The organism is bacterium, assembly GCA_016786595.1.
In the GTDB taxonomy this organism is placed as follows: domain Bacteria; phylum Bdellovibrionota_C; class UBA2361; order SZUA-149; family JAEUWB01; genus JAEUWB01.
Map to the genome: position 1 here is coordinate 1 of JAEUWB010000006.1, position 12068 is coordinate 12068.

A 12068-nucleotide genomic window follows, 5' to 3' on the forward strand; every position below is an offset into this window, starting at 1 on the left:
GGTGGCAGAAATTTCCCCAGCAACAGAAACTCGCACTGGCGTTTCCCAAGTTGGAACGTTATTCGAGATCAGCCTTTTGCTAGAACGAATCTCAATATTCGTCCCAGTATTATGTTCCCAGATCGAAGTTGCATTGCCCGACGTATCAACAGCCAGGTGCGGTCGGTTAGAATTAAATCCAGCATCCGACAAATTATTAACTGCTAAAGTCCAATCGCCGGCCACTGCTAGTGAAGCGGCATGAAAAATCAGCGCAGAGCAAAGAAAGATTTTTTTCAGGAAATTTTTTGTAGAATTCATAAAAACTCAGTTAGTCGCAGAACCGTAACATTTTAATAATGCTAAATTCTACGACGTTACTGAGTTTAGATTCAAGAGAAATTATCAGATCGGCCAAAAGCCTCGCCCAATCGTTTAATCTCTCACAATTACGCGCCCTTTCATATATGGATGTGGAGCGCAAAAGTAATCATAGGTCCCGCCTTTCGTCAGTACTTTCTCATAAGACTCGCCGTGAGCAAGCAGTGCCGAGCCAAAGGCCTCAGGTGCGGTGTTTGTCACCACATTATGGAATCCAGCAAATTCTCCATCCATATAAGTGAATACTTCTTCATTAATCCAGCGCACTTTTGTGCCCTCTGCAATATTCAGTACTTTCGGGTAGAAAGAATTTCCGATAATACGGACTCGCACTTCCTTCTGCTCAGCTGAGACAAAATACGGTTCGTCCACATCCGTGCTACCAGGTTCAAAAGGAGAAAAAACGCGAATTGATTTTTTCTTGAGCTCTGCCCGTTCCTGATCGCTAATCGCCGGCCCATCACTTAAGACAGTCAGCGGAGTTACTGCATTCTTATCGCCAGCGAGAATGCCAATCGCTCCACGATCCGTTGACCCAACAGCATGAGAAAGCATTAAGAAGTTACCCTCATCTGGTGGCATGCGGAATTCAACAACCCAAGAATCACTTGGTCCAGCCGTAACAGTCTGTCCGCCTTTAAAGGAGTTCTCCGGGATACCTTGCCAATAAGCGAAATCCCAAATAATTCCCACAATGTGAAAGGTCGAAAGCAAGTTCGGCCCAACGTTTAGGAAATTAATACGCACATAGTCGCCTGGCTTAGCCTTGATTGGCTCTTCCACATAACGAAAGAGTTTGCCGTTAAACGTTACGTAAATTGGCTTCGCATCAATTGCGTCTTTTCCGTTCGCGTAAAACTCGTGTTGCGTGAGGAAAATCTCCACATCCGGTTTTTTATTGAGAATTTTTTCTAGTTTATATTTCTGTTTGGGGCGCACTACCATCATGCCGTACTGACCAAAAATCACGTGCATTGGAATTGCGTGTCCGCCCGGTGCGCAGTGATACATATAGATACCAGGGTAGGTTGCACGAAAAACCATTTTCTTTGATTCCCCTGCTTGAATCTTTCCAAGATACTTGGAAGTCTGGGTGTAGGCAGAGTGAATCGACGCGCCGTGCGGGACTAAGCCCTTATTGTTAACAGTAAATTCCACGACGTCACCTTCATCAACAATAATCGTCGGCCCGGGAACAGTATTATTCGTGAGAAAGCCTTTAAAGAAAACTCCTTTCCCTAGGTAGGCTTCGCCTTCATGTAGGTCGATTGAGACCTGCTTTGTTGGTTTTGTATCTTGCGGAACATAGCCGGTCTGAGGCATCGGCAGGGACTTGTCGCGGTTGATGATTTCAATAAATTCTTTGCGTTGTTCGGCATTAGGGTTATCTTTCCCCGCGACAAATTCAGGAGTTGCACCACCCATGTCAGCAGGTAGATTGACACCTTGATTTTTCATCGCCTTTGTTAATTCTTCACCAACCAATGTGCCTTTGCGGGTTGTTAGCATTTCGTTGTAAAGCGCCTGATTGCAAGAATCGCAAGCCCAAGCAGAACTTGTAATCAAAACTAAAAAGACTAACGCGATAATTATCGACTGCAAACGATACGTTATATTTCCCATACGCCCTCCATAATAAAGGATATATGCATCTTTTATTATGATTTTGCAGTATTTGCAAGTAAATATTATAGTATTTTTGCTATGCTAGAACTTTCAAGTAAATACGCAATTCGCGCGCTTTCGTACTTATCGACGTTACATTCCGATGACAATCAAAACACTTTCGTCCAAGTGCAGAGCATTGCTAAAAAAGTTCAAGTCCCCGCTCCCTATCTCGCTAAGTTACTCAAAGAACTTGGCCAAGCAGGAATATTAGAAACCAAAAAAGGTGTGCAGGGCGGAGTGCGCTTAGCGAAACGCCCGACTGGCAAATTATCATTTTGGGAAATCTGCGCTAGCCTTTCCGATCCAATCACTCAGCCAAGCTGCTTACTAAATAAGGGCGCTTGTAACATTAACAGTCCTTGCCCCTTTCATGAAGATTGGTCCAAGATTCAATGCTCTACAAATGAATTCCTCAAGAACTCGATCTTAAAAGTGCCGCGATGCTAAGCCGTACTGCAAAAAACATAACTGCAAAACAATGACGCTTTCACTGCTCAACGCATCCAAGGAATTTCCAATCTTTAGACAAGACCCCAGCCTGGTCTATCTCGATAACGCTGCTACCATGCAAAAGCCCCAAATTGTACTGCACACACTCGACAGCTTCTACCAAAGTGCCAATGCTAATGTGCACCGCGGCCTATATAAACTAGCAGAAAAAAGCGATGCGCTTTACGACTCGGCACGCGAAACCGTTCAAAAATTCCTTAACGCTAAAGCTTCTTCTGAAATTATTTTTACACGGGGAACGACTGAAAGTATAAACCTCGTTGCCTCAAGCGTAAGTGCATCAGATCTAAAGCCTGGTGATGAAATCATTCTTTCCGTAGCTGACCACCATTCGCTAATCGTCCCCTGGGTAATGGCTGCCAAAAGAACGAATGCCCGCGTTAAGGTCGCTAAAATTAATTCCCAGGGAGAAATCGATCTCGAGCACTTACGAAGTTTGCTTTCGCCGCGCACAAAAATTATCGCCTGCGCACATGTCAGCAATGTGCTGGGCTCGATCAACGAGATCAAAACAATCTGCAAGCTTGCCAAAAATGTTGGAGCCTGGACTGTAATCGACGGCGCACAAGCCGTCTCGCATCATCCAGTTGATGTACAGGATTTAGATTGTGATTTTTATGCCTTTAGCGCGCATAAAGCTTTTGGCCCAACGGGAATTGGCGTTTTATATGGCCGTGCCTCCAGATTGCAGGATCTCCCGCCATATCAAGTCGGCGGTGGCATGATCGCAGACGTTAGTTTCGATCAAATCACCTTTCTTGATGCTCCGGGCAGATTCGAAGCGGGCACTCCCGCAATTGCCCAAGCAGTAGGACTTGGCGCGGCATTAAAATTTATTGATGCACTGGGCCGCAGCAACTTAGAAAATCATCTCAAGCTGCTCGGCAGCGAACTTCAGGAAAAGCTTAAATCAATTCCTGGTCTAAAAATATATGGCTCGAATCAGTGCAGTTCGGGAATTGCCTCTTTTACTCTCGAGGGGATTCATCCGCATGACATTGCCACAGTTTGCGCTGAGTATAACGTCGCAATTCGCGCTGGACATCACTGCTGTATGCCCCTGATCAAAGAGTTAAAAGTCGCGGCACTCGCCCGTGCTTCATTGGCGTTCTACAACACAAGTGCAGATATTGATCGCCTAGTGCAGGCCTTAACGCATGCGAAAAAGGTATTTGGATCGCGATGAGTACAAGCGAACTCGCCCAACTCTATCAAGAAGAACTTTTAGCTCTAGCTAAAGATGGCTCGCATCGCTGCGAGTGTAAGGATTTTACGCATTTTAATCACGGCAAAAACCCGCTTTGTGGGGATACTGTGGAAATTTATTTTCGTGTAGATCAAGGCAAAATTCAAAAAGTTTGCCATGCCGGAGACGGTTGCGCGATTTCGCAAGCTTCAGCAGCGCTTGTCGCCCAAGTTTTAGAAGGACAGTTGCTTGATGCAGCCCTTGAAGCAATTGAAACAATCAGCTCGGAACTAGCTCAGGAAACTAAAGCTTTAACTGGCATGCCGGCTGAAGTTTTAAGAATTTTAGGTGGCGTGCGTAAATTTCCGGTGCGCTTACGCTGCGCACTACTAGCCTGGAAGTCAGCTGAATTGGCGTTAAAGGGCTCGTAGGTGTGAGCTTAACCGGTTAAGGTCAAACAACTAGAGCCCAAGGCGTGGAGGTCACTGCATGATGTATCGGCCTCCTTTTTGCATGGCAGCAATCGTGTTTTGTACGACAGCGATACCTTGCAAAATTTCTCGACGACCGCCCACCTCAGATCCAACCCATCCACCGTACTCGATAAAGGACTTAATCAGCTCTTGAGCTGTTTGAGGCGGCTCTCCGATGGCGATAAAAGTAAAGCGTTGAAACTTCACCATCTTCGCCAAAAAGTCCTTCGCTCCTTCAAAGCTAGACTTCACTTGGAAGCCTCGTGCTCCAAATTCGCGGGCGATTTGAGACGGAAACGGCACGTCAATGCCACCGTCACCAAAACCACCACTCGGGGATACACCAAGGAGACAAGCATAGGCTTTCTCCAAATTGGGACCCAAGATTTCCGACGAGATGTTTGGCCAATGTGCATGGCCGAAGATGCTAGTTACTGCCATTTGCTTTTTCTCCTTGCCCTTGCTGGGCGATAGTTTCCCCATCTATTTATTTTAAAATCGAGAAACTACCGTCTTTTAGAGACAAGAAAGACAAGTTTGAACTGAGCCCGTTAAAAACTCTAAAAACCTTCTACTCACACCTACAATTACCCAATAACTGTTATGCTAATTTGTTCTTCAGGCGTGACGCGGGCTATAAATCACTTTCGAATAACCATTCGGGAGAATTTTTATGGCTCAAGCAACAATTCAATTCCTTGGACATTCAACAACGTTAATTACTACCGAGGCCGGCAAAAAGGTGCTCGTTGATGCATTTTTATCCGAGAACCCAGCCTGTCCTGAGAACTTAAAAGACCCAGGGAAAATTGACTTGATCATTCTCACCCATGGTCACGCCGATCACACTGGCGATATAATCACACTTGCCAAGAAATACTCCCCAAAAATCTGCGCTGCCTACGAACTACAATCGCTCTTAGTCCAGGATGGCATTCCCGAAACATTAATGGAGCGCATGAATAAAGGCGGGTCGGTTAAGATTGGTGATTTAAAAATCAGTTTAACTCAGGCCTTTCATTCTAGTTCGTACGATGCGCTGGATGGTAAGACTTATTATGCCGGCGAGCCTTGTGGCGTAGTTGTCACACTCGAGTCGGGACGGACAATTTATCATGCCGGCGACACCGGACTTTTTTCAGACATGCGTCTAATCGGCGAGCGTTATCAACCAGAAGTTGCCTTACTACCCATTGGCGATCGTTTCACAATGGACCCGCACGATGCGGCAATTGCCACAAGCTTGATTAAGCCCAAGACTATCATTCCAATTCATCATTCAACTTTTGATATACTTACCGGCACTACTGAAGATTTTAAAAATGAACTGGGAAATGCTGAAAGTAAGCTGCGGATTCTAGCGCCTGGAGAAATTTTTAAGTTCTAAGATAAAAGCATGCATGAAAAACTCAATCCTCTTGGCAGCTTTAACTAAAACACCTGCTGAGCAAAGATTTGCAAATTGATTAACTAGCTTAAATATGATATTTCATGTTTTTGCCAAATTTATGGCCGCTTTCACATCTAGATCTTGAGTAGATTTTAACTTCATCCCCGAATTGCATCTTGGAAGTGCACCAGCGAACAAAGGTTATTCGTAACAAGCGTTTGCTGTGTGGCCTCTAAGACCCTTCTACTGTGAATTATAGTTTTACTTGACTGATGTATATTAAGTGATGTATATTACAATAACTATGATACGCACTCAAATATACCTTCCCGAAAATATCCATAAGCGCTTACTCGCGCTACGTGGTAGTCAGGGGAAATCTCTCGCACAAATTATACGCGAGGCAATCGAAAAGCAGTTTGCAGCAGATGAACCTTCTCAGGAAAATGATATCTTGAAACTTGCCGATCTAAAACTCAAGGGCGGACCAAAGGATCTGTCTAAAAATATCGATCAGTATCTTTATGGTGAGAAGTGAAAATTCTCCTGGATACCGACGTGCTAATCGCCTTAGTCAAAGCAGATGATAGCAACCATAATCGGGTTATTAAACTTTTTAAAAAACACAACAAAGCTGGTCTTTTTATATCTCAATTATGTATCGCAGAAGCTGCAACAGTATTATCTTACCGCCTATCACAAAATGCAGCCCGGTTATTTTTGGAAAATATTAGAAAGCGAAATATCCAAGAGTTGCTGCCATCTCTTGAGAGTATCAGATCCACAGACAAGATCTTCCTGTCCCAATCAGCAAATGGCACATCTTGGATTGATTGCCATAATGTCACGCTAATGCAGCTAGAAAAATTAGACGCAATAGCTTCATTTGATAAATTTTATAGCAAATTCAAATTTACTATAATCAAATAAATTTCCTAATAAAATTATTGTCGAGCTTGAGCCAAGGTCGCGGCGCGGGAATTTTTTCGATGCCGACTTTATTGTAATAAACGAGGGGGAGAAAAAATCTCCCGCAACGAAGAGATTGGCCAGGATCGACAATACTGGCTAGCGTTTCTTTTCGATCAGCACAGTCGCAGTCGCCAAGATTCCTTCTTTGCGTCCGACAAACCCCAGCCCTTCTGCAGTTGTCGCCTTAATTCCAACAAACTCGTGGGAAACGCGGAGCATCCGGGCAATACTGTCTCGAATCTCATCGCGATAAGGCGAAATCTTTGGCTGCTCAGCCAGAATGCAAATATCGACATTCAAGATCATGTAATTACGCTGTAGCAATTCCGAAACAACAGCTTTGACAAAAAGTGTACTCGAAGCATCCTTCCACTGCGGGTCCGTATCAGGAAACCACGTGCCAATGTCTCCAGCGCTCATCGCTCCAAGCATCGCATCAACGAGCGCGTGTAAAACAACATCGGCATCAGAATGCCCCTTAAGCCCAGTTGCCCCGTGAATTTCAACTCCGCCAAGAAACAACACCCGCCCTTCTTGAAAAGGGTGAATATCGATCCCATGCCCGATTCTTAACACTTTTTGCCCCGATTTATCAGCGACTTGAGACATATAATATTTTTCTTGTGCGAAACGCTCGCAAACGATATTTTTTATGCGTTAATTATTTTAGAGAGGTTATATGAAACAGAAGCATCTTGTCACTGCATTATTTACAGCCGGACTTGCTGTGTCTTTTTCAGCGTGCAGCAAAACCGTAAAAAGCGATGCAAGCTATTCTCAGTCAGGTTCAATTCTCCTCAGTTTTCAGATCCCTAAGACCACTGAAGCACTTGATACTGCTCCGTTGATCGGATTTGCACCAACAGAATTACAAGTCACAAGCTCTGAGTCGACCCAAGAAGTTACACCGATTGCAACAATCAGCTTGTCTCAAAAAACAATCTCAAAATCTGATTCAAGTTCAACAATTCAACTCGCGGAAGAAATTAAACTCCCAGTTGGCAGACACGTCATATCCTCAATTGAAGAAAAACCACTCTGGACAGCACCTGAGTCTTACTTCGTTGAGAGACTCCTTGAAGTGCCTGCTCCGGAAGAACGCAATCTCTACGGCGCACTTGGACCAAAGGCATTAAAACTTGAATCCGGAGAGCTCATCCACACCGCCAACATTGCTAATCCAGAAGTCAGCGGAATTAGAGTTTCCACTCAACAATTCGAAGACTTGTTTGCAAAAACTCAAGCTGGAGCGGTGATTGAGGTTATAAATTAATAAAGATCTCAAATACTTAGAGACTAAACAGAGTTCTAACAAAATTATCTACAAAAGGGGCTAAAATAAGCTCTTTTCGAATGATACAATTCTACTTGATTTGACCATAACCCTGATACACGTCATAAGAGTAAGGATTGCAGTAGGTAGTTAAAATTTCATATGGGTAAAGAAGAATATACGGACTTAGGTCGCGGTGTAATCAAACGAAAAGCTAAACGTCGTGTTGGTATTTTTATTGATGGCACTGGACTAGATCGCGCCACTCGCCGACTTGATCGCAAGGTCGACCTCTCCCGCTTACTTGCGGGTGTTAGTGCTGGACTCCAAACCGACTGCGTTCGTTACTACACTCTAATCCCCTACGAAGATGATGCTCGACAATTTTCATTTCTTGACGCCGTAGAGCGAGCTGGAATGGAAGTCGTAGTAAAACGCTTGCCGCCAAAAAATGTTAAGCGTCAAGTTTCCGTTGACGTCCTGATGGCTTCTGACATCATGGCTTTTAGCTACGGTTACTACGAGAAAGCTCAAGCAGCTTCACAAGCAGCAACTCAAGCGGCCACAGGCACCGATGGCGGTAATATTATTCAACTTTCACCAACGATTGTAGACCCTGCTGATACTAAACGTATCGCTGTAGTGGTTTGTCCTAATCGTGAATTAAGCTATGCAATCTACCTAGCGCACACGCTCGGGGTTGAAACTCACTTAGCTGACTTCGGCCTCTATGGCACATCAGACGGCTGGAAAGGCATTGATAAGTGGATTGACTTGTCTACGTCAGTGACAATCTGGCGCGCTTAGCAAGTTTAGGTATTTACGATTACCAAAGCGTTTCACGTTAAAGTCTAGCTATAAATGACTCGCCTATGGCGAGCAGAGATAATTTTATTATGAAACGCTTAAATTATACTGGTCAGGTAAAGACCAGTCTTTACCTGACATTACGGGGGCCAAATCGGCGTTTCGGCCCCCGCGACTGTTTTTCAAGCAGTCGCTAGAGCAGATCACTATCTGCTTCACAGATTTGTGATCTGCTCAAACGTAACAACCCTTGTGACTTGCTAGATCGATAAAAGCTCGATATCACCTATAGCGTGAAATCGTTCTTTCAAAACCTGCTACTTGCCTGCTTGAGCTTAATTGTCACTCTCACAGTCCTAGAAGGTGGCTTTCGCTTCATCAGTCAATATAGCAAAAAGCCTCCACAATGGAGTTCTCGCCCAAGTTTCTACTTTGCTCCAGAGCATACAAAAACTTTTCAAGACTACGCATATCAAACACCTAAACCAGAAAATACTTTCCGCATTGCTGTAATTGGCGATTCTTATACTTTCGCGCCATATATGCAGTTTACAGACACCTTCCCCAAAATCCTTGAGCGCATGCTCAGGCTCAACACTCCGGACGATCGGCAGCAGCTCCAGCGAATTGAGGTAATCAATTATGGCGTCCCCGCTTATTCAACAAGTCACGAAGTGCGCTCGGCTGTGCGCGCCCTGAAGGATGGTGCGGATTTAATAATTCTACAGATTACGCTAAATGATGCAGAGATTAAACCTTATCGGCCCACCGGACTGAACACCACTAACGACCGTTTCGCAGCTCCAACGTTAACTGGATTCTGGTCCGTACTTACACATTCTAAGCTTGCTGGATTTTTATTAACGCGCTGGCATAATGCACAGACAGTCAAAGCCTACACTAATTATTTCATTAACCTATTTGAGCATCCACGGAAGTGGAAAATTTTCTCAAAATCTGTCTTGAAAATTCGCGCACTTTGCAAAAAGCATAATGTTAAACTAGTCGCTACGGTTTTCCCGCTTTTCGGCCTAGCACTAGATCAGCACTATCCATTCAAGGGCATTACTGAGAAAATTTTGACTTTTCTTAAGGACAAAGACATTCCTGCGCTTGACCTTTTTCCAGCCTACCTAAATATTCCGCTCGAAATTTTACAAGTCATTCCAAGCGTCGACAGGCATCCAAATGAAATTGCGCACCGGATTGCTGCCGAACAGATTTATCTTTGGCTTGAAAAAAATTCTTTAATTCCTGAGACTTTCCTGATCAAACGGCGTTTTCCGACTCGAATTAATAAAAATTTTGACTCAAACACTTGAACTGCCTATAAGATGTTGTCTTAGATTTTTGGGGGTATATATGTATAAATTTCTAGCTTCACTAGCAATCATTTTTGGATTTGCCTTGGCAGCCAATGCTGAAATTAAAATGTGCACACAGAGTCCACGTTTTAAGCCCTGCGTCTGCTACAATACCGTGCCAAAGAGTATCAAGTATCGTCCATCTGATCCAAACTGCCCGATGTCGCGCTACCCTGGCGATACAAATAATCACGTTGCTTCAGTAATTTTAAGCGGCAAGTTCCAATCTGCTTTCAGCACGGTTGTTCGGACCCGCTCTAATGCTGACCGCAGCCCCCGCAATGACTGGTTTTCAAGAACACACTGCACTTTAGAAGAGCATAATGCTGGTGAACGTAAGTGTAGCGCTTGGAAAGTCCAGGATGAATACGATGGCGAAGGAGTGCGTGGCTTATGCTTTGGAGCTTCCGGGTATTCCAAGGTATTTGAGCAAATTCGCAGAATTACAATCAAGGCAACTTCGCGTCGCTTACATAAAGTCGGCGGTGGACGCTATTGCTTGAAGAAGCCAACTGTCAATTTAAATTAAAACAATTCACAATCTATTGCGGCATGCCGCTAGCTTGTTAAAAAATGAGGGCAGTCTGTTTGGGTCTAAAACCTTAAGATGCTGCCCTACTTTTCAGATTCGAACTTCTCGCAGAGTAGCTCGAGTGGGATTTGATGCACGACGTAGCCTTCGGGCAGTGCGCTTTCCTCGAGCATGTGCTGCAGCAACGCTAGAGAATGAGCTTGAAGTGCGAGTCTACCGCTACGAATTTTTCGCACAGAGATTGCCTTAAGCCCAAGCACTTCCCCGAGTTCTGCATCAAGTTGATTGATGCGATTGACGTCAAGGCCAAGCCGCAAACCAAGGGCAATACAGACCTCATCTCGCGTCCATGCACTCGGAAGCTCGCCAAATGAGGCAAGTCCCATGGTTAACTTTCCGCAAGCGCGTAACTTCGCACGCAACCTCACTAGTGTTTGCTGGCTAGGGCTTTCACATCCAAGGCGATAGCCTTGCATTGTCTTTGGAGCAAGGCCCCAAAACTCGGCAAGGATTCGATCGGATTCGTCAACAGCAGTAGCTTTGCTGCCAAGAGCATTTCGAATCAAGCTAGAGCAAGCCGTGCGTTGACGGCATAGTTCTGCCTGATCGAATTTCTCCTGCTCCAAGGCAACAGCACTGACGAAAAGTTCTCGCGGGAAGGACTCTTCGGTTTGAATCACTCCTGCTGCGCTAAGTAGCATCAGCGTATCTTGATCGAGAAAAGCCTCACGAAAGCGCACAAATGAGTGCGCCGATAAGACTTCAGTTCCGGTACGCACGCGCGAAAACTCAGCCGGCGAAATCCCAAGCGCTTCAGCAAAAAACCGATCGAGCTCGGAGAGATTCTTAAATTTGTGGCCTTTAAGCTTAGCCAAGTTCTTCAAGATCACTTCGCGACGCGCAGTCTCTGCTTGTTGCTGAATCAACTGATCTGCATTTTCAACAAAAACGTTGAAGTTAAAATCAGCACGATTCAACTTAGCTATCCAAAGAGCGTGAATGCCTTGCGGACTTTGCAAAAAATTCCAGATCTTTAAGAGCGTTCTCCTGCCGATCTGCTGCTGTCCATAACGCACAGCACTTAGATGCACAGCACTTAAGCCCAAGAACTTGGCCAGATCTTCGTCACGCTTTCGCCAGCTCTTTGCTCGAGAGCCAATCACTCGGGCAAGTCGCGCAAGGAAAGCATCCCGCGCCAAACGTTGTTTGGCTTTTACTGGATCTTTAAGCAATAAGTCTTGCGGATGAAGTAAGACATAAAATTCTTTTTCATTAAGCTCAAGTCCCCTGCGTTGCTTTGCGATCAAAGCCAAAAGCAGACCCAATCGCTTCGCCGAAAAATGCTTTCGTCCACGCCGGACTTCACTTATCGTTTCTGCCTGCACTCGAAGATGCGTTGCAATCGTCCGATCATTCTCAACTGGTTCACCTAGCAAACCAAGAAGATCGTACAGACGTCGAAAAACTGGCTCACGCTGAGCGGCCAGCTCCTTAACTTGTTCGTTATTCATGGTTTGATTTGCGCAGAGCTAA

15 protein-coding genes are annotated in these 12068 nt (G+C 44.9%); 10 read left to right on the forward strand and 5 right to left on the reverse strand.

Annotation, left to right across the window (positions count from 1 at the left end; genetic code table 11):
* Together JNK13_01485 and JNK13_01490 are read right to left on the reverse strand one after the other, a co-directional pair.
* On the reverse strand, positions 1-300 hold a 300-nt coding region (locus tag JNK13_01485), incomplete at its 3' end, for a hypothetical protein (protein MBL7661399.1).
* A gap of 114 nt (positions 301-414) precedes the next feature.
* Complete coding sequence (locus JNK13_01490; protein ID MBL7661400.1) at positions 415-1983, reverse strand: multicopper oxidase domain-containing protein; 1569 nt, start codon at positions 1981-1983, stop codon at positions 415-417.
* An 81-nt stretch (positions 1984-2064) separates the two neighbouring features.
* Between JNK13_01490 and JNK13_01495 the strand changes: the two genes are divergently transcribed.
* From JNK13_01495 to JNK13_01505, 3 genes are read left to right on the forward strand one after another with little or no spacing between them, the layout of a single operon-like run.
* Entirely contained in the window at positions 2065-2475 is a 411-nt protein-coding gene (locus JNK13_01495) for an Rrf2 family transcriptional regulator (GenBank protein MBL7661401.1), read from the forward strand.
* A 31-nt stretch (positions 2476-2506) separates the two neighbouring features.
* A complete protein-coding gene (locus JNK13_01500) occupies positions 2507-3724 on the forward strand; it encodes a cysteine desulfurase (GenBank protein MBL7661402.1) in 1218 nt (405 codons plus the stop codon).
* Positions 3721-4155, forward strand: coding sequence for an SUF system NifU family Fe-S cluster assembly protein (locus tag JNK13_01505; protein ID MBL7661403.1), 435 nt, complete (start codon positions 3721-3723; stop codon positions 4153-4155). The genes JNK13_01500 and JNK13_01505 overlap by 4 nt, the downstream gene beginning before the upstream one ends.
* A 51-nt stretch (positions 4156-4206) precedes the next feature.
* Here JNK13_01505 and JNK13_01510 read toward each other — a convergent pair whose 3' ends face one another.
* Positions 4207-4638, reverse strand: a complete 432-nt coding sequence (locus JNK13_01510; protein ID MBL7661404.1) for a hypothetical protein — start codon at positions 4636-4638, stop codon at positions 4207-4209.
* A gap of 232 nt (positions 4639-4870) precedes the next feature.
* Between JNK13_01510 and JNK13_01515 the strand changes: the two genes are divergently transcribed.
* The 3 genes from JNK13_01515 (at position 4871) to JNK13_01525 (ending at position 6517) form a co-directional block, all read left to right on the forward strand.
* On the forward strand, positions 4871-5584 hold the full coding sequence (locus tag JNK13_01515) for a metal-dependent hydrolase (GenBank protein MBL7661405.1): 714 nt from the start codon (positions 4871-4873) through the stop codon (positions 5582-5584).
* Positions 5585-5891: 307 nt separating this feature from the next.
* The gene (locus JNK13_01520; GenBank protein MBL7661406.1) at positions 5892-6125 is read left to right on the forward strand and encodes a ribbon-helix-helix protein, CopG family; all 234 of its coding nucleotides are present in this window, start codon (positions 5892-5894) and stop codon (positions 6123-6125) included.
* Positions 6126-6145: 20 nt separating this feature from the next.
* The gene (locus tag JNK13_01525) at positions 6146-6517 is read left to right on the forward strand and encodes a PIN domain-containing protein (protein MBL7661407.1); all 372 of its coding nucleotides are present in this window, start codon (positions 6146-6148) and stop codon (positions 6515-6517) included.
* Between the two features lie 138 nt (positions 6518-6655).
* Here JNK13_01525 and JNK13_01530 read toward each other — a convergent pair whose 3' ends face one another.
* Positions 6656-7168, reverse strand: coding sequence for a 2-C-methyl-D-erythritol 2,4-cyclodiphosphate synthase (locus tag JNK13_01530; GenBank protein ID MBL7661408.1), 513 nt, complete (start codon positions 7166-7168; stop codon positions 6656-6658).
* 70 nt (positions 7169-7238) lie between these two features.
* On the opposite strand from JNK13_01530, the gene JNK13_01535 reads away from it, so the two are divergent.
* The 4 genes from JNK13_01535 to JNK13_01550 all read left to right on the forward strand — a co-directional run bounded on the left by JNK13_01535 (position 7239) and on the right by JNK13_01550 (position 10532).
* Positions 7239-7832: a L,D-transpeptidase gene (locus JNK13_01535; GenBank protein MBL7661409.1), complete on the forward strand. Its 594-nt coding sequence runs from the start codon at positions 7239-7241 to the stop codon at positions 7830-7832.
* Between the two features lie 162 nt (positions 7833-7994).
* The gene (locus tag JNK13_01540) at positions 7995-8639 is read left to right on the forward strand and encodes an NYN domain-containing protein (protein ID MBL7661410.1); all 645 of its coding nucleotides are present in this window, start codon (positions 7995-7997) and stop codon (positions 8637-8639) included.
* Between the two features lie 293 nt (positions 8640-8932).
* Complete coding sequence (locus JNK13_01545) at positions 8933-9961, forward strand: SGNH/GDSL hydrolase family protein (protein ID MBL7661411.1); 1029 nt, start codon at positions 8933-8935, stop codon at positions 9959-9961.
* Positions 9962-10001: 40 nt separating this feature from the next.
* Entirely contained in the window at positions 10002-10532 is a 531-nt protein-coding gene (locus JNK13_01550; GenBank protein ID MBL7661412.1) for a hypothetical protein, read from the forward strand.
* 86 nt (positions 10533-10618) lie between these two features.
* On the opposite strand, the gene JNK13_01555 is transcribed toward JNK13_01550, so the two are convergent.
* Positions 10619-12046: a hypothetical protein gene (locus tag JNK13_01555; protein MBL7661413.1), complete on the reverse strand. Its 1428-nt coding sequence runs from the start codon at positions 12044-12046 to the stop codon at positions 10619-10621.
* Positions 12047-12068: the final 22 nt, after the last annotated feature.

Excerpts from the sequence above, each read along its gene's own strand:
- JNK13_01490 (MBL7661400.1), bottom strand. The coding sequence starts at position 1,983 with ATGGGAAATATAACGTATCGTTTGCAGTCGATAATTATCGCGTTAGTC.
- JNK13_01495 (MBL7661401.1), top strand. The coding sequence starts at position 2,065 with ATGCTAGAACTTTCAAGTAAATACGCAATTCGCGCGCTTTCGTACTTA.
- JNK13_01500 (MBL7661402.1), top strand. The coding sequence starts at position 2,507 with ATGACGCTTTCACTGCTCAACGCATCCAAGGAATTTCCAATCTTTAGA.
- JNK13_01505 (MBL7661403.1), top strand. The coding sequence starts at position 3,721 with ATGAGTACAAGCGAACTCGCCCAACTCTATCAAGAAGAACTTTTAGCT.
- JNK13_01510 (MBL7661404.1), bottom strand. The coding sequence starts at position 4,638 with ATGGCAGTAACTAGCATCTTCGGCCATGCACATTGGCCAAACATCTCG.
- JNK13_01515 (MBL7661405.1), top strand. The coding sequence starts at position 4,871 with ATGGCTCAAGCAACAATTCAATTCCTTGGACATTCAACAACGTTAATT.
- JNK13_01520 (MBL7661406.1), top strand. The coding sequence starts at position 5,892 with ATGATACGCACTCAAATATACCTTCCCGAAAATATCCATAAGCGCTTA.
- JNK13_01530 (MBL7661408.1), bottom strand. The coding sequence starts at position 7,168 with ATGTCTCAAGTCGCTGATAAATCGGGGCAAAAAGTGTTAAGAATCGGG.
- JNK13_01535 (MBL7661409.1), top strand. The coding sequence starts at position 7,239 with ATGAAACAGAAGCATCTTGTCACTGCATTATTTACAGCCGGACTTGCT.
- JNK13_01540 (MBL7661410.1), top strand. The coding sequence starts at position 7,995 with ATGGGTAAAGAAGAATATACGGACTTAGGTCGCGGTGTAATCAAACGA.
- JNK13_01550 (MBL7661412.1), top strand. The coding sequence starts at position 10,002 with ATGTATAAATTTCTAGCTTCACTAGCAATCATTTTTGGATTTGCCTTG.
- JNK13_01555 (MBL7661413.1), bottom strand. The coding sequence starts at position 12,046 with ATGAATAACGAACAAGTTAAGGAGCTGGCCGCTCAGCGTGAGCCAGTT.